14 protein-coding genes are annotated in these 18,018 nt (G+C 35.3%); 4 read left to right on the top strand and 10 right to left on the bottom strand.

Annotated elements, in window-relative coordinates; all coding sequences use genetic code 11:
* Positions 1-6 precede the first annotated feature (6 nt).
* Genes ACE01P_RS22785 through ACE01P_RS22760 form a run of 6 tightly spaced genes read right to left on the bottom strand, consistent with a single transcriptional unit; the run spans position 7 to position 8,352 of the window.
* Positions 7-1,401, bottom strand: coding sequence for a quinol:cytochrome C oxidoreductase (locus ACE01P_RS22785; RefSeq protein ID WP_379701361.1), 1,395 nt, complete (start codon positions 1,399-1,401; stop codon positions 7-9).
* 27 nt (positions 1,402-1,428) lie between these two features.
* Positions 1,429-1,974: a cytochrome c gene (locus tag ACE01P_RS22780; protein ID WP_111379237.1), complete on the bottom strand. Its 546-nt coding sequence runs from the start codon at positions 1,972-1,974 to the stop codon at positions 1,429-1,431.
* A gap of 8 nt (positions 1,975-1,982) precedes the next feature.
* Positions 1,983-2,507, bottom strand: a complete 525-nt coding sequence (locus ACE01P_RS22775) for a DUF3341 domain-containing protein (protein ID WP_008466841.1) — start codon at positions 2,505-2,507, stop codon at positions 1,983-1,985.
* Positions 2,500-3,903, bottom strand: a complete 1,404-nt coding sequence (gene nrfD, locus ACE01P_RS22770) for an NrfD/PsrC family molybdoenzyme membrane anchor subunit (RefSeq protein WP_008466839.1) — start codon at positions 3,901-3,903, stop codon at positions 2,500-2,502. The genes ACE01P_RS22775 and nrfD overlap by 8 nt, the downstream gene beginning before the upstream one ends.
* Positions 3,904-3,937: 34 nt before the next feature.
* A complete protein-coding gene (locus ACE01P_RS22765) occupies positions 3,938-6,988 on the bottom strand; it encodes a TAT-variant-translocated molybdopterin oxidoreductase (protein ID WP_379701360.1) in 3,051 nt (1,016 codons plus the stop codon).
* 32 nt (positions 6,989-7,020) lie between these two features.
* Positions 7,021-8,352 carry a cytochrome c3 family protein gene (locus tag ACE01P_RS22760; protein ID WP_379701359.1) on the bottom strand — a complete coding sequence of 444 codons (1,332 nt, stop codon included), beginning with the start codon at positions 8,350-8,352 and terminating at the stop codon, positions 7,021-7,023.
* A 220-nt stretch (positions 8,353-8,572) separates the two neighbouring features.
* Here ACE01P_RS22760 and ACE01P_RS22755 point away from each other — a divergent pair, with 220 nt between their 5' ends.
* Positions 8,573-8,962, top strand: coding sequence for an SPOR domain-containing protein (locus ACE01P_RS22755; protein ID WP_095927933.1), 390 nt, complete (start codon positions 8,573-8,575; stop codon positions 8,960-8,962).
* Positions 8,963-9,090: 128 nt separating this feature from the next.
* Here the strand turns inward: ACE01P_RS22755 and ACE01P_RS22750 are convergent, their stop codons facing one another.
* From ACE01P_RS22750 to rimP, 4 genes are all read right to left on the bottom strand, one after another.
* Positions 9,091-9,600 carry a DUF4920 domain-containing protein gene (locus tag ACE01P_RS22750; RefSeq protein WP_379701358.1) on the bottom strand — a complete coding sequence of 170 codons (510 nt, stop codon included), beginning with the start codon at positions 9,598-9,600 and terminating at the stop codon, positions 9,091-9,093.
* A 146-nt stretch (positions 9,601-9,746) separates the two neighbouring features.
* Entirely contained in the window at positions 9,747-12,629 is a 2,883-nt protein-coding gene (gene infB, locus ACE01P_RS22745) for a translation initiation factor IF-2 (RefSeq protein WP_379701357.1), read from the bottom strand.
* A gap of 59 nt (positions 12,630-12,688) precedes the next feature.
* Positions 12,689-13,942, bottom strand: a complete 1,254-nt coding sequence (gene nusA, locus ACE01P_RS22740; RefSeq protein WP_144215481.1) for a transcription termination factor NusA — start codon at positions 13,940-13,942, stop codon at positions 12,689-12,691.
* Between the two features lie 19 nt (positions 13,943-13,961).
* The gene (gene rimP / locus ACE01P_RS22735) at positions 13,962-14,426 is read right to left on the bottom strand and encodes a ribosome assembly cofactor RimP (protein ID WP_379701356.1); all 465 of its coding nucleotides are present in this window, start codon (positions 14,424-14,426) and stop codon (positions 13,962-13,964) included.
* A gap of 174 nt (positions 14,427-14,600) precedes the next feature.
* On the opposite strand from rimP, the gene ACE01P_RS22730 reads away from it, so the two are divergent.
* The 3 genes from ACE01P_RS22730 (at position 14,601) to ACE01P_RS22720 (ending at position 17,887) form a co-directional block, all read left to right on the top strand.
* Positions 14,601-15,425 (top strand): universal stress protein, encoded by an 825-nt coding sequence (locus ACE01P_RS22730; protein WP_379701355.1) that lies wholly within the window; start codon positions 14,601-14,603, stop codon positions 15,423-15,425.
* 170 nt (positions 15,426-15,595) lie between these two features.
* Positions 15,596-17,017, top strand: a complete 1,422-nt coding sequence (locus ACE01P_RS22725) for an aldehyde dehydrogenase family protein (RefSeq protein ID WP_379701354.1) — start codon at positions 15,596-15,598, stop codon at positions 17,015-17,017.
* A gap of 63 nt (positions 17,018-17,080) precedes the next feature.
* Positions 17,081-17,887: a helix-turn-helix domain-containing protein gene (locus tag ACE01P_RS22720; RefSeq protein ID WP_379701353.1), complete on the top strand. Its 807-nt coding sequence runs from the start codon at positions 17,081-17,083 to the stop codon at positions 17,885-17,887.
* Positions 17,888-18,018: the final 131 nt, after the last annotated feature.

Genomic DNA, 18,018 nt, shown 5'->3' with positions numbered 1-18,018 from the left:
TAAATATTAATAATGAAAATGTTTACTTTCTTCGATGAAAGGATTTCTTTTTGCAAGCAAAGGAGATTTAGTTAATGCAGTAAATACAACAAATATAAATAAACCTAAGAAGAAAAGAATCGATGCAATTTCAGGAACTCCAATAAACCATTTGTCTCCTACAGTACCAGGCATAATCATATTAAAGAAATCAACATAATGACCTAATAATATTACAACACCAGCCATAACAATAATCCAGTTAAGACGTTTGAAATCTGTATTGATCAATATTAATAGTGGAAAAACAAAGTTCATAACAACCGCTCCAAAGAAAGGAAGGTTATAAAGTTGAATTCTTGTTATAAAATAAGTTACCTCTTCTGGAATATTAGCGTACCAGATCAACATGAACTGAGAGAACCATAAATAAGTCCAGAAAATACTAATACCGAACATAAATTTAGCTAAATCGTGGATGTGGCTTGTATTTACATATTCTAAATATCCTTTAGATTTTAAGTAAACCGTTACCAATGCGATAGCAGTAATACCACTTACGAAGAAAGAAGCAAATACGTACCATCCAAATAATGTACTAAACCAGTGAGGATCAAAAGACATAATCCAATCCCAAGACATAATAGATTCAGAAACGATAAAGAACACTAAGAATCCTGCAGAAGCTTTAAAATTCTTTTTATAGTAAAAATCATCATTTGCTTCATCTTGAGCTAAACAGTTTTTTGCAGAAAAATAACGGTAAACGTTCCATCCTAACAAAAAGATAAATGCTCTTGCAATCCAAAATGGGAAATTTAAGTACCCTGATTTTCCTGCGATAATAGCATCATAATTTGGGCTTTTAGGATCTGTTACACCTTCACCTAACCAAACAAATATATGATTAAAGTGTAATCCACATAAAACTAAGATTATGAAGAAGATGACAGAACCAGCTGGTAAATAAGCTGTTATACCTTGCATAACTCTAAATAAAACTGGAGACCAACCTGCCTGAGCAACTTGTTGAATAGCATAGAAAGCTAAAACTCCCATCGAAAGCAGTAAAAAGAAAATACAAGCTACATATAAAGCAGACCAAGGCTTATTTTGCAATTGGTGTAATACGTGCTCTAAATGTTTTTCGTGCTCATTCGCACCAGAAACTTCTGCATGCTCAGCTCCCTTATGAGAGTCATGTGCAACTTCAGCAGCCTCATGATGACCTGCTTCTTTGTGAGATGCCTCCGCTTTTTCTTCATGCGCCGCACCATGAGAACCATGTTCATCTGCAGCTAGTATTTTTTCAACTTCTTTAATATCTTTTGGTGCACTTAAAAAACCATACCCAATTCCTAATAAACCAACGGCCATTAAGATGATAGAAAAAGTTTTTAATTTACTTGAAAATGTATACATATCTATTACGATCAGTTTGTTCAACAATTATAATTGGCTTCTTAGTTTCAGAACATAGTCAGCAACTAACCAACGTTCGTGAGCACTTAATTGATTTGCATGTGAACCCATTGCATTTAAACCATAAGTCTCAACATGAAAGATACTTCCTTCTGTGATTTCTCTGTCTTTATAGCTAGGTACTCCAAGAAATTTTTCTCTTTCAACCAATTTACCTTTACCATTACCAGTTGCACCATGGCAACTGATACAGTAAATTTCAAAAAGCTCTTTACCTTTTCCAGAATTTTTTTCTTCTTCAGTCAAAGGTGATTTTAAATTAGCTTTAGCTAACTCATAACCAGCAGTTGAATTTTCATATTCATAAGGTTCAAAACCTCTATTTATAGTTCCTGCAACAGGAAGCTGCCCTTCTTTTCCTCCCTTAAATATTTTTGCTTCTGAATATGGCTCGTAAGCAACAGACTCATACATATTTGGGAAATACTGATAGTTCGGTGCCGAATTATTGTGGCAAGATGAAACTAAAATAGTTATACCAACTAAAAGTGTTATTTTATATATCCTTTTCATAGCTACAATTAATTCTTTTCTATTACTTTAACTTCAACAGCTCCAGTTCCTTCAAAGAAAGAAACTAATTCAGCTTCGTTATCATTTACAGCAACCTCCATTAAAAAGTGGTCATCAGTTGTTCTTACATCTGGGTTTTCAGCTTCTTTAAAAGGCCATAATCTACTTCTCATGTAAAAAGTAATTACCATTAAGTGAGCTGCAAAGAATACAGTCATCTCAAACATAATTGGTACAAAAGAAGGCATATTTTGGATGAAACTAAAACTTGGTTTACCTCCAATATCCTGCGGCCAGTCATGAATCATGATGTATCCCATCATAGTCGTTGCAACAGAAATACCAACACATCCATATAAAAAAGCACATATTGCTAATCTTGTTGGTGCTAAACCCATGGCTTTATCCAATCCGTGAACTGGGAATGGAGTAAAAACCTCTTCAATATGATGATGAGCAGCTCTAGTTTTCTTTACTGCATTCATCAAAACGTCATCGTCATTATAAATGGCGTATATTACTTTATTACTCATGATGTGAATCTTTACTATTTGCTCTTTCTCTAATGTAATTATCTCCAGTACCTTTCAAAATTGTTTTAACCTCTGCCTGAGCAATTACAGGGAATGTTCTAGAGTATAATAAAAACAATACGAAGAAGAAACCAATTGTTCCAATGAAAATTCCAATATCAACAAATGTTGGTGAGAACATTGTCCAAGAAGATGGAAGGTAATCTCTATGTAAAGAAGTAACAATAATTACGAATCTTTCAAACCACATACCGATGTTTACAACAATCGAGATGATGAATGAGAACATGATACTTGTTCTTAGTTTTTTGAACCACATGAACTGAGGAGAGAACACGTTACATGTCATCATTGACCAATATGCCCACCAGTAAGGTCCAGTAGCTCTATTTAAGAATGCATATTGCTCATATTCTACACCTGAATACCAAGCTACGAATAACTCAGTAATATAAGCCACACCAACAATAGATCCAGTAATCATGATAATGATATTCATTAACTCAATATGCTGTAATGTGATATAAGCTTCAAGATTAGATACTTTTCTCATAACGATCAATAATGTATTTACCATCGCAAATCCTGAGAAAACCGCTCCAGCAACGAAGTATGGAGGGAAAATAGTTGTATGCCATCCTGGAATTACAGAAGTAGCAAAGTCCATAGATACAATCGTGTGTACAGAAAGTACAAGTGGAGTAGCTAAACCAGCTAATACTAAAGATACTTCTTCAAAACGTTGCCAGTCTTTTGCTCTACCGCTCCATCCAAAACTTAAAATAGAATATACTCTTTTGTTAAATGGAGTAATAGCTCTATCACGAAGCATCGCAAAGTCAGGTAATAAACCAGTCCACCAGAAAACTAATGATACTGAAAGATAAGTTGAAATCGCAAATACGTCCCAAAGTAAAGGTGAGTTAAAGTTAACCCATAAAGATCCAAATTGGTTTGGAATAGGTAATACCCAGTATGCTAACCATGGACGACCCATGTGAATAATTGGGAATAAACCTGCTTGAACTACTGAGAAGATAGTCATAGCTTCTGCAGAACGGTTAATAGCCATTCTCCAACGTTGACGGAAAAGTAATAATACCGCAGAAATTAATGTTCCAGCGTGACCAATACCAACCCACCAAACGAAGTTAGTAATATCCCAAGCCCAGCCAACTGTTTTATTTAATCCCCATGTTCCGATACCGGTAGATACGGTGTAAATTATACAACCTAACCCCCAAAGGAAGGCTATTAATGCGATTGAAAATACAATCCACCATTGCTTGTTTGCAGGCCCCTCAACAGGTGCAGCTACATCTACAGTTACATCGTGATAAGATTTATCACCTATAACTAAAGGTTTTCTAATGGGTGCTTCGTAGTGAGACGACATAATCCTTTATATTGTTTCTTAATTAATAATTTTACTAAGTATTTCTAACTTTAACATGGTAAACCACATTTGGTTTTGTACCTACGTGCTCTAATAAGTGGTATGATCTTTCATCAGCAGCTAATTTAGCAACTTTACTTTCTTTATCATTTACATCACCAAATATCATCGCTCCTGAAGAACAAGCGCTTGAACAAGCTGTTTGGAATTCACCATCTCTAACCGGACGGCCTTCGTTTTTAGCTTTTAATTTAGTAGCTTGTGTCATTTGTATACACATAGAACATTTCTCCATAACACCACGAGAACGCACGTTAACGTCTGGATTTAATACCATACGGCCTAAATCATCGTTCATATGATAATCGAACTCAGTGTTTTTGTTGTATAAGAACCAGTTAAAACGACGTACTTTATATGGACAGTTGTTAGCACAGTAACGAGTACCAACACATCTGTTGTAAGCCATATGGTTTTGGCCTTCACGACCGTGAGAAGTTGCAGCAACAGGACAAACTGTTTCACAAGGTGCGTGATTACAGTGTTGACACATTACAGGTTGGAATGCAACTTGAGGATTATCTCCTGCTTTCTCCATTTCATTAAATGTAGATAATGAACTAGATAAACCAGCGATTCCTTCTTTTCTTTCATTATCACCTTCAAAAGTGCTTTCAGAAGAATAATATCTATCGATACGTAACCAGTGCATATCACGGCTTCTTCTTACCTCTGCTTTACCTACAACTGGAACGTTGTTTTCAGCGTGACAAGCGATAACGCAAGCTCCACATCCAGTACAAGCATTTAAGTCAATTGAAAGATTGAAGTGGTGACCAGTTGTACGATCAAATGATTCCCAAAGATCTACAGTAGTAGCTTCAACTTCTTGGTGATCTAAAGATACCATTGGTTTTTCATTCCAATGTTCAGCATCTTTAGTATTGAATATTTCTAAAGTTGTTTCTTTAATAATATCTCCTCTACCCATTAAAGTTTTCTGACCTTGAACACAAGCGAACTCATGTACTCCTCCAGCTTTAGCGATAGAAACAGATTGAACATTATTGAAACCTTTATATAAAGCGTAAGCATTTAAACCTACTTGCATTTCTTCTTTTAGAGCTGCTTTACGTCCATATCCAAGAGCTAGACCTAAAGTTCCAACTGCTTGTCCTGGCTGAACGATAACTGGAACATTCTCCAATTTAACTCCATCAACAGTAAGAGTAGCATAGCTACCATTTAATCCACCGTTTGCAACAATTTCATTTGATAAACCAAGTTTTTTAGCATCTGCATTAGAAACTGTAACGTAGTTATCCCAAGAAACTCTTGTAATTGGATCTGGAAACTCTTGCAACCAAGGGTTGTTAGCGTGTTGTCCATCACCTAATCCTGTTTTAGTATATAATACTAATTCAAAATCACCAGCATCTTTAGATTTTACAACTGCACTTGCAGCCGTAGCAGCGTCAATAGCACCTCCAGTTAATGCTGAAGAACCAAGAACAGCTACACCATCGTGCAATACTTTATTCCAAGAAGCACCTGCAGTGTAAGCTCCAGAATTTGCTTTTAAGTAGTCATAAAAAGTACCTGCTGTACCATTTACTGACAATAAAACATCTTGAAATTGTTTTGTATTAAAGATAGGACGGATTGTAGGCTGAGTTAAGCTATATGTTCCACTTGTCAACTCAAGATCTCCCCAAGACTCTAAATAGTGAGGAGCTGGTGCAGCAATTGAAACAATTGATGCTGTTTCGTCTTCTTTTAATGAGAAAGAAACAGATGTTTTAACTTTTTTCAATCCAGACACAAAAGAAGCTGAATTAGCTAAAGTGTACACAGGATTAACTCCACTCATAATTAAAGTATGAACACTTCCAGCTTCCATATCTTTAATTAACTGTGCAACTATAGCATTAGAACCTTTTCTAATTTGTCTAGCTCCAGCAGTATTAAAAGCTTCACTAGCCAATACTTGATTGATAGCTAAAACTAATAATTGAGCATTTTTATCTTCAATTCCAGATACTAAAACTCCTTTTGAACCAGCAGCTTTAAGTTGTTGAGCAGCTTTAACTACTTCAACTTTAAATTTCTCCTCTAAAGCTACAGGAACAGAAGCACCTGCAATAATATTATAAATTTGAACTAAAGCTTGCTTTTGAGCAGCTACAGTCATTGGAACACGCTTATCAGCAGCAGCTCCAGATAATGTCATGTTTGATTCAAACTGGAAGTGACGAGACATTTTTCCATTTTGAGGAATACGTCCTTGTGCATATCCAGTATCATATCCCCCACCTTGCCAATCTCCTAAGAAATCAGCACCAACAGATACAATTAAAGAAGCTTTTGAAAAATCATAATCAACTAAAGCTCTTTGACCATACACAGCTTCGAAAGCATCTAAAGCTTCAGATGACGAAACTGCATCGTATACTACGTGCTTAGCGTTTGGATTTTTTGCAATAAACTCAGCAATTAATTTATCTGTAGAAGGACTCGCTAAAGTGTTAGTCAATAATACTACTTGACCACCTTTAGCTTTTGCATCTGCTAAACTTGATTTAATTTTCAAATCAACAGCTGACCAAGAAGAATCCTTACCATCTACTTTTGGCTCTTTCAAACGAGCGCTATCATACAATCCTAAGATCGATGCATGAATTCTAGCATTCGCAGAAAATTTAGCTCCTGCAATTGTATTGTTTTCAATTTTAATTGGACGACCCTCACGAGTTTTAACCAAAAGATTAGCAAAATCAAACCCATCAAAAACTGTAGTTGCATAATAATCTGCAACACCAGGAATGATTTGTTCTGGTTGTAATACATAAGGGATAGACTTGTGAACAGGACCTTCGCAAGCAGCTAATGTTACAGCCGCTGTACTAAACCCTACGTACTTTAAAAAGTCACGACGTGAAGTCCCTGATGTAGATAAAGCCTCAGCGTTACCCAAAAACTCATCAGTAGGAATTTCTTCAACAAACTCGTTATTTCTAAGCGCCTCAACAATAGAGCTATTTTCTAGCTCCTCAACACTTTTCCAGTATTTTTTGTTTGATGACATTGTATATATATATTAAAATCTTAATAAATCGATTAATAGTGGCATTTACCACACTCTAAACCTCCCATTTGCGCTGCAGTTAATTTCTCTACACCGTATTTTTTAGAAAGTTCAGCATGAATTTTGTCATAGTAAGCATTACCTTCCATCTTAACATCAGTTTTTCTATGGCAATCAATACACCATCCCATTGTTAATTTAGAGTATTGCTTCATGATTTCAAATTCCTGTACTGGACCGTGACAAGTTTGACATTCAATACCTGCAACAGAAACGTGTTGAGAGTGATTGAAGTAAACGAAGTCAGGTAAGTTATGAATACGAACCCATTTTACAGGCTGTGTCTTTCCAGTATAAGCCTGTTTAGTCTTATCCCATCCAACAGCATCATATAATTTTTGGATTTGAGCATCATAGAATGCTTTGCTGTACTCAGGAGTAGCAGTTGTTTCAGCAACCTCAGAAATATTTTTATGACAGTTCATACAAACATTTAATGAAGGAATACCAGCTGTTTTACTTACACGAGCAGCAGAGTGGCAATATTTACAATTGATTTCGTTATCACCAGCGTGAATTTTGTGAGAGTAGTGAATTGGCTGAATTGGCTCATAATTCTGATCTACACCTACTTGCATTAAGTATCCGTAAACAAAATAACCACTAGCCAAAAGCAAGAAGATTGCAGTTACTAAAACCAAGAATTGATTTTTAGCGAAAGCTTTCCAGATTGGAAGTCTTGCCTCTTTAGGAGCAATTTCAATACCGTTTTTGTTTGCAACTTTAGTTAAGACCTTGTTTACCATAAACAACATCACAACCAAAATAGCCATTACAAGAGCAAGAGCCCCTAATATAATGTTATTTGAGATAGCACCATCCTGAACATTTGTTCCTGGAGGAGTTGCAGCACCTGCACCTGGAGCAGGCTCAGCTTTTACTTCAGACGTATAAGCTATAATATTATCAATATCTCCTTCAGACAACTGAGGAAAAGAAGTCATAACAGCTTTGTTATTTTCCTCAAAAAGTTTAACAGCAACAGGATCACCTGACTTAATCATGTCAGAACTGTTATGCACCCACTTGTAAATCCAAGCCATATCATGCTTAGAAGCAACTCCCCTTAAAGCAGGACCAGTTGATTTAGCATCTAATTTGTGACATGCAGCGCAATTTGCATTAAAAAGTTCCTTCCCTTTTACTGGATCACCGCCACCAGCAGCTGGAGCAGCCGCAGCAGCCTCAGGCGCCGCCGGAGCAGCAGCATCTTGAGCAAATGAAGTTAGGGAGAAAATTAACGTTAGCGATAAGCCAAACAGCAATTTTCTTGAGATCGAATTATGGTTACCCACCTTTTTCATATAGTATAAATAATTGTCTACTAATTTTTGGTATGATTTTTTCTGTATTAAATGCAGTAAAAATCTATACGCTCTTTTAAAACTTGCACAAAAATACGACTTATGTGTTATTCTCAAAACCTTAAAATAGTCTTAATTATCAATTTATATCAATTCTAAATAATATTAAAATTTCACACTCAAACATTAAATAGTATTTTTGCATAAAAACCATCACATTATGAGAATTTTAAGTCCTTCAAAAAACCTTTTCTTAACAATTACAACGATTGCTTTCGCACACAATATTAACGCTCAAGACCAAAATTTAACATTGAATCAAGATCCTAAATTTGAGCAATTATTGAATGAGAAGCGCAAAATTAACACGTCAATAAATACAAACGATACTTATAGAATCCAAATCTTTAGCGGTAAAAGCGATGAAGCAAAAAAAACGTTATCAGATTTCAAAAGAGAAAATTCTAATATTGACGGAACCATTATTTTCAGCACTCCAAATTACAAAGTGATTGTTGGAAATTTCAAAACCAGAATAGAAGCCGAAAGAAATTTGGCAGAAATCAAAAAAAGATACAAGAGCGTTTTCTTACTTAAACCTGGAAAATAATCCATCCAAAAACTAAAAAAGGCGAGATTTTCATCTCGCCTTTTTTAGTTTTTTTTAAGATATCTCAAACAAATCTTAACTCTTAGTAAAATAAAATACATCCGTTAAAAATCATTCCAATTTCAACCTCAGTTTACCACTTTAATTCCGCTAGCCAGAAAACGAATTTCTTCTTTAGGCGCCTTAATAGCATCTATTTCTGCCTTGCTTTTTTTAGCATCTTTAGCATAATGCCTTAACTCCTCCACAGAAGTAACTTTTCTCTCCACACTTCCATCTAAAACTACATTTTTACCTTTTAATGCTGTTGGTACGAAAAAAGCATAATCTTTCATTTTAACAAAGAAAGACGCTCCATCTTCAGTCTTAACACTTACCCAACAACCTCTTTTCGGACAAACATCTACCACCTCCCCTTTTACAGCAACACTTTCTATTTTATTTGCTGCCTTTAGATTTCTCTCTAACTCATCAACTGAAATCGCCTTGTTTATTAAAGCACTTGAAACATCTTCTCCATAATAATCTCCAACTAATGCATTCCCCGATGGCGGAGCGGGTTTTTCTACAGCTTCTTGAGCAAAAGAGAAAACTGAGAAACACATAAATAAAATCATCGAGTAAAATCCTTTTTTCATATTTCGTTATTTTTATTCAACACTTTATAATTTAAAAACTAAATTACACATTTACACTGAATCTTTCTCCATCAATTTTAATTCAAATTCCAACAAATAAAAAAGGTCCCAATTCACATTGAGACCTTTTTTTATATGATTGAATATTATTTCAATTTCTTTTTGATTGCTACTTCATGGTAAGCTTCAATAACATCGCTAATTTCGATATCATTAAATCCTTTTATTTGAATACCACAATCGTAACCTTTAGTTACTTCTTTTACATCGTCTTTGAAACGTTTTAAAGCAACTAATTCACCTGTATGAACTACAACTCCATCTCTAATAACTCTAATTTTAGAAGTTCTTAAGATTTTACCATCTGTCACCATACATCCAGCGATTGAACCAACTTTAGAAATTTTGAATATCTCACGAATTTCAGCATTTCCTAAAACTTCTTCTTTCATTTCTGGAGCAAGCATTCCTTCCATCGCATCTTTCAAGTCATCGATAGCAGCATAGATGATAGAATAGTAACGGATATCGATTTCTTCTTTATCAGCTAACTGTCTAGCATTTCCTGCAGGACGAACGTTAAATCCGATGATGATCGCATCTGATGCAGAAGCTAAGTTAACATCAGTTTCTGTAATAGCACCAACTCCTTTATGAATAATGTTGATTTGAACTTCTTCTGTAGAAAGTTTAGAGAACGAATCTGATAACGCTTCAACAGAACCATCCACGTCTCCTTTAAGGATTACATTTAATTCTTTAAACTGACCAAGAGCGATACGACGTCCAATTTCATCAAGTGTAATATGTCTTTGCGTACGTACAGATTGTTCACGCATTAATTGAGAACGTTTCGATGCAATTTGTTTTGCTTCTTTTTCGTCTTCAAATACATTAAACTTATCTCCCGCTGTTGGCGCTCCATCTAAACCTAAAACAGAAACAGGAGTTGAAGGACCAGCTTCTAAAACAGCATGCCCTCTTTCATCATGCATAGCCTTAACCTTACCATGATTTTTTCCAGCTAGCATATAATCTCCAATCTTCAAAGTTCCTGCTTGAACCAAAATTGTCGAAACATATCCTTTACCTTTATCTAAGAAAGCTTCAACAACAGTTCCTTGTGCCGCTTTATTTGGGTTAGATTTTAAATCTAAAATCTCAGCCTCTAACAATACTTTTTCAAGTAACTCTTTCACACCTAAACCTGTTTTTGCAGAAATATCGTGTGATTGAATTTTACCTCCCCAATCTTCAACAAGTAAATTCATACCTGCTAATCTTTCTTTAATCTTATCAGGATTAGCATTTTGCTTATCCACTTTATTGATTGCGAAAATAATTGGAACACCCGCTGCTTGAGCATGACTGATCGCCTCTTTTGTTTGCGGCATGATATCGTCGTCAGCAGCGATTACGATAATTGCAATATCTGTAACTTGAGCTCCACGTGCACGCATCGCAGTAAACGCCTCGTGACCCGGAGTATCTAAGAATGCTATTTTTTGTCCATTATCTAAAGTAACTCCATACGCTCCAATGTGCTGTGTAATACCTCCTGACTCTCCAGCAATAACATTTTCTTTACGGATATAATCCAGTAAAGATGTTTTACCGTGGTCAACGTGACCCATTACCGTCACAATTGGCGCTCTTGTTACTAAATCTTCTTCTTTATCTTCTACAACTTCTATTGCTTCTTCAATATCTACTGTAATGAATTCAACGTCGTAACCAAATTCATCTGCCACAATAGTTAATGTTTCAGCATCTAGACGTTGGTTCATGGTAACCATGATACCAAGAGACATACAAGTTCCAATTACTTTAGTAATCGGCACATCCATCATGATCGCAATTTCACCTACAGTAACGAATTCTGTAACTTTAATAGTTTTACTTCCTTCGTCAAGAGCTCTTTGCTCATCATCAGATTTCTGACGGTGCGTTTCTCTTTTATCTCTTCTATATTTAGCCGCTTTAGATTTCCCTCCTTTACCTTGAAGTTTTTCAAGAGTTTCTCTAATTTGGTTTTTTACTTCTTCTTCTGTTGGCTCAACTTTAGCAACAATAGCAGGACGATTTCCTTTTACGAAACCAGGCCTCTGACTTCTGTTAGCATTAAAACCACCTCCATTATTATTTTGGCCCGGTTTATTGTTTGGATTTGGCGTTCCAGGCGCATTACCTGTAGCAGGCTTTTGCGCACCAGGCGTACCCGGTTTTGGACCAATTCTTTTACGCTTATTTTTATTATTCGCGTTGTTGTTATTATTTCCAACTCCAGGAGTCCCAGGTTTGTTCTGAGCAGCTTTAGGATCCTCTTTCTTTTTCTTAGGCTTATTAAATTGAGATAAATCAATTGTCTGACCTGTAAGAGTTGTTCCTGTAAGCTTTTGATATTGGGTTGTAATAGTTTCCTCTGAAGTTGTTGGATCAGTAGACACGATTGGCTCCTGAGCAACTTTAGATTCTGCTTTAACTTCTTTTTTCTCCGTAATAATAGGTTCTTCTTTTTTTGTTTCAGAAACAGGAGTTGAAACAACTGGTTCAGATTTTACTGTTTCGTTTTGAACAGGTTTTTCTGGTTGCACAGGCACAACAACAGCTTTTGGTTCTTCAACCTTAGCTGGTTCCTCAGAAGGAGTAACGGCAGGTTTTTTAGGATTCAAGTCAATTTTACCAACTTGTACAGGCCCTGAAACAACAGCTCTTGCTTTAATTATTTCTTGCTGTTTTTGACGCTCTTCTTCTTGTCTGCGTTTGTCTTCAATTTCTTTCTCACGCTCTACACGCAATGCTTCTTTTTCTTTTCTTTTTTCTTCTCCAACCTCTTTAGAAGCTTCCTTATTCCCCTTATCGCCCGCAAATTGGCTTTGTAGGATATTAAATTCACTGTCAGAAATTTTAGCGTTTGGATTTGCATCAATAGCAATTCCCTTATCCTTTAGATAATCAACAGCTCTTTCTAACGAGATATTTAACTCCCTTAAAACCTTGTTTATTCTTATTACTCTCTCTTCAGACATATAACCTTTTTATTATTACCTTTTTAGTTGTGTTGTTAGAGCAGATGGTCAGCTATTGACTAGCTATCAAACTCTTCTTTTAGTATCTTCATAACATCTAGAATAGTTTCCTCTTCTAAGTCTGTTCTTCTTACTAAATCTTCTACGTCATGTTTCAAGATACTTTTTGCAGTATCCAAACCTATTTTTGCAAATTCTTCAATTACCCACTCTTCGATTTCATCAGAGAACTCTGTTAATTCAACATCGTCTTCATCTGCAACAGTTCCAGCGACATCTCCTTCACGGATAACATCTAATTCATAACCTGTCAATTGACCAGCTAATTTGATGTTGTGACCACCTCTACCAATTGCTTTAGAAACCTCTTCTAATTTCAAGAAAACTTCAGCTCTCTTATTATCTTCATCAATCTTAATAGATGAAACTTTTGCAGGGCTTAATGCTCTTGTAATAAATAATTGAATATTGTTTGTATAATTGATTACATCAATATTTTCATTTCCAAGTTCACGAACAATTCCGTGAATACGAGAACCTTTCATTCCCACGCAAGCTCCAACTGGATCAATTCTATCATCATAAGAATCAACAGCCACTTTTGCTTTTTCACCAGGAATACGAACTACATTTTTCACCGTAATTAATCCGTCGAAAACTTCTGGAATTTCTTGCTCAAATAATTTTTCCAAGAACTTTTCTGAAGTTCTAGACATAATAATTTGAGGTTTATTCCCTTTTAATTCAACGCTTTCAATAATTCCACGAACATTATCTCCTTTACGGAAAAAGTCAGATGGAATTTGTTTTTCTTTTGGAAGCACAATTTCGTTTCCTTCATCATCCACTAAGATAACTACTCTAGGACGTACGTGGTGCACTTCAGCTGTATAAATATCACCAATAATATCTTTAAATTGCTTGTAAAGATTTGTATTATCGTGTTCGTGAATTTTAGATATTAAATTCTGACGAAGCGCTAAGATAGCTCTTCTCCCTAAATCAATCAATTTTACTTCTTCAGAAACCTCTTCGCCAATTTCAAAATCCGCTTCAATCATTCTTGCTTCCGTCAAGGTAATTTCTTCGTTTTCAAAATCAAGATCCTCATCGGCAACAATCACTCTTCTTCTCCATATCTCCATATCTCCTTTATCAGGATTTATAATAATATCGAAGTTATCATCAGATCCGTATTTTTTCTTCAATGCATTTCTAAACACATCCTCTAAAATTGCCATAAGCGTTACACGATCAATAAGTTTATTATCTTTAAACTCTGAGAATGAATCGATTAATGCTAAATTTTCCATGCGAATTCTTTAATTAAAATTAAAATGTTACTGTAACAACTGCCTCCTTAATATCTACATAAGGTATTTGTTGTTCTTTTTGAACTGTTTCTTTTCCTTTTCCTACTTTTTTAGGTTCCCTTGCTTTCCAAGACAAAATTATAAAAACATCGTTAGCTTCAACCAATTCTGCTTCAATTTTTTCTGTATTTGTAGTAACAATCAACGTTCTACCAATATTTTTCTTGTATTGTCTTATCAATTTCAAAGGAGATCCTACTCCAACCGATGCTACTTCAAGCGAAAAATCCTGTTCTTCACGATCCAGATTATTTTCGATTGCACGACTGATATCAATACAGTCTTGTAGCGCCACTCCATTATCTCCGTCTAAACCAACACTAATTTTAAAAGAATCAGAAATAGCCAGATCAATCAAAAAGATTGATGGTTTTTCCAGAAGAGCTTCTGTAATTAATCCGTTTACTTTTTCTTTAAATGTCATAATTTTATAAAAAGAGGGGACACTTAGTCCCCTCATTATTTAGATTTTAATAAATAACAGTGCAAATATAGTGTTTTTTTTATAAATCAAATAAATTGATTGCTCTAAAATAATTTCTTATCTTTATAATACCATTAAAACACAGAATTATTCATAATTATTAACCCTCAAATCATGAAAAGAATTTTAGTACCTACCGACTTCTCAGAACATGCAGAAGACGCTTTAAAAGTTGCCGCTCAAATCGCAAAAAAGAACAATTCAGAAATCATTCTTCTTCACATGCTTGAACTGCCACAGCAATCTAATGACGCTGTATTGGGCGGAACCAGCATTCCCGAAACCATGCTTTTCATGAAAAAAGCCAACGAAACGCTTGACGAAGTTGCCTCTAGAGATTACCTAGAAGAAATTCCAGTAACGGAAGTTGTAAAAATGGACAAGCCGATTCACGGAATCACACAAATAAGCAAAGATTACGACATCGACCTAATTATCATGGGATCTCATGGTTCTTCTGGAGTTGAAGAACTATTAATAGGCTCTAACACTGAAAAAGTAGTTAGAAACTCAGAAATCCCTGTTTTAGTAATCAAGAAAAACATTCCAAATTTCAACGCAGCTAATATTGTTTTCGCTTCTGACTTTTCAGAAGAAGCAAAAAAACCTTTCAAAAAACTTTTAAATTTCACTAAAGCATTTGATTCAAAACTACACCTAGTTACCATCTGCACGCCTAACAGTTTTAAACCAACTCATGTTAGCGAAAAAGCAATGGCTTATTTTGTTGCCGAGTTTAACATTACCAATTACACTACTCAAATTTACAACGACACCAATATTGAAAAAGGAATTATTAATTTCTCTAACAGAATAAATGCAGACATTATTGGAATGTGCACACATGGAAGAACCGGTTTCGCACACTTCTTCAACGGAAGCATTAGCGAAGGCTTAGTTAATCATGCCGTAAAACCTGTTATAACCCTAAAAATCTAACTAAGTTCAAAATATTTCTAAAAAGCTTCTCAAAAACGAGAAGCTTTTTTTTTGCAAAAACCACAAAAAAGATGACCCTCTCAACAAAGTTTAACTGAGCTTTACAACAAAACCGTCAACGTATATAATGCAGAAATTTGTCAAATAGAAATTCATTAAAAAACAACAACATGAAAACAATAGACAAAATTTACATTAATGGCGAATTTGTAACTCCTCAAGGAACAGAATATTTCGACCTTATTAGTCCGACAACCAATGAAAAACTAGGACAAGTTCTTTTAGGAAACACAGAAGATACTCAAATAGCAATTGAAGCCGCTAAAAATGCTTTCAAAACTTTTTCAAAAACAACAGCTTCAGAAAGAATTCAATACCTTAAAAACATTAAGTCTGCTGTCGAAAAAAGAAAAGACGATTTCATCAATGTTATGATTGAAGAATACGGCGGTACATTTCAATTTGCAAGCGTAAGCTATGATTATATGCTGAAAAGTTTTGACTCAGCCGTCAACCTACTTAATAGTTACGACTTCACCAAAAAAATGGGAGAATCTGAAGTTCAAATGGCACCAATTGGTGTTGTCGGAATTATTATTCCTTGGAATTCAAGCAACGGCTATGTTTGCAGTAAATTATCTACAGTAATTGCCGCTGGATGCACAACCGTAATTAAGCCAAGCGAAATGAGCGCTCAGCAAACACAATTAATTACAGAATGTCTTCACGAGGCAAATCTTCCAAAAGGCGTATTTAATATTGTAAATGGATTAGGCGAAGTTGTCGGAGCAGAAATAAGCAGAAATCCAGACATTACCAAAATCTCTTTTACAGGATCAACCAATGTTGGAAAAATTATTGCCAAAGAAGCTGTCAACACCATGAAAAGAGTTACGCTTGAACTTGGCGGAAAATCTCCTAATATCATTTTAGATGATGCTGATTTCTCAAAAGCAATTCCGCTTGCAATGGCCGCAGCATTTATGAACAGCGGACAAGCTTGCATTGCCGGAACTAGATTATTGATTCCAGAAGACAGATTAGAAGAAACAAAACTTCTAATCAAACAAACCGTTTCACATATTATCGTTGGCGATCCTAAAAACCCAAACACCGCTGTAGGGCCAATGGTCAACACAAAACAGTACAATCGTGTTCAAGATTATATTCAAACAGGAATTAACGAAGGAGCAGAAATACTTACGGGCGGATTAGGAAAACCAGAAGGATTAGAAAAAGGAAATTTCATCAAACCAACTGTTTTTGTTCACGCAAACAACCAAATGCGCATTGCAAGAGAAGAAATATTCGGACCTGTTTTATCTGTCATTACCTATAAAACCGAAGAAGAAGCAATTGAAATCGCCAACGACACCACCTACGGATTACAAGCTTATGTAAGTTCAGCAAATTCTGAAAGAGCACACAATGTCGCTTCACAACTTAGCGCTGGACGTGTTCAGATAAATGGAATCAGCCACGACCCAATGGCTCCTTTTGGAGGGTTTAAACAATCCGGAATCGGACGTGAATTTGGAACAATCGGACTAGAAGCTTATTTAGAGCCTAGAGCGCTAATCCAACAAAAATAATCTTCATCTATCTGGAAATCTTTAATCGCAAAGATTTCCAGATCTTTTAGTATTTTTACAATTATGAACACTAAACCAAATACAAAGCCCAAAATTCTCTACTCGTGTTATTACTCACGCAGTCGCGAAGGCGAGCATTTTATACCCGAACATGTTTTTAGTTATCAAATTTCCGGCGAAATGATCGCCTCAGACAGCAAAAACACTTTTCACACCAAACCTGGGGATTTTCGTTTCAGCAGAAGAAATCATTTGGCAAAATTTACCAAAATTCCACCCGAAGGAGGAGAATTCAAAACTATTTCTCTTTTTCTTGATCAGGAAATTTTAAGAGAGATCAGCAAAGAATACAATTTAAAATCAGAGAAAAAATTTGATTCAGAGGCCATGTTTTCATTAGCTCCCAACCCACTTTATAAATCCTTCATGGATTCGCTGCTATCTTACCTTGAAGTTGAACAAGAAAACAATGAAGGTTTATTCAATTTAAAAATCAAAGAAGCCATTCTTCTATTATTAAAAGTAAATCCAGAGCTAAAAGACATTTTATTTGATTTTAACGAGCCCGGCAAAATTGATTTGGAAGCGTTTATGAATAGAAACTTTCATTTTAATGTTCAAATGCATCGGTTTGCTTATCTTACCGGAAGAAGTTTAGCAACATTCAAAAGGGATTTTCAAAAAATATTCCAGCAAACGCCTGGGAAATGGCTATTAAACAAAAGACTTCAAGAAGCTTATTATTTAATCAGCCAAGGAAACCCTCCATCTGATGTATATATAGGAGTAGGTTTTGAAGATCTTTCGCATTTTTCATTTTCATTTAAAAAGAAATTCGGAATCGTTCCATCTTCTTTAATCCACAAATAGAAAAAACTCATTTTAAATTTACACCATAAAAAAAAGCCTCCCATTTCTGAGAGGCTTTTCTGTTGGTCTACTAGGACTCGAACCTAGAAAGACGGCACCAAAAACCGTAGTGTTACCATTACACCATAGAC

Origin of the sequence: Flavobacterium sp. HJSW_4 (assembly GCF_042436695.1) — a bacterium.
Taxonomy (GTDB): Bacteria; Bacteroidota; Bacteroidia; order Flavobacteriales; family Flavobacteriaceae; genus Flavobacterium.
This window is presented reverse-complemented; position numbering and strand designations above follow the sequence as displayed.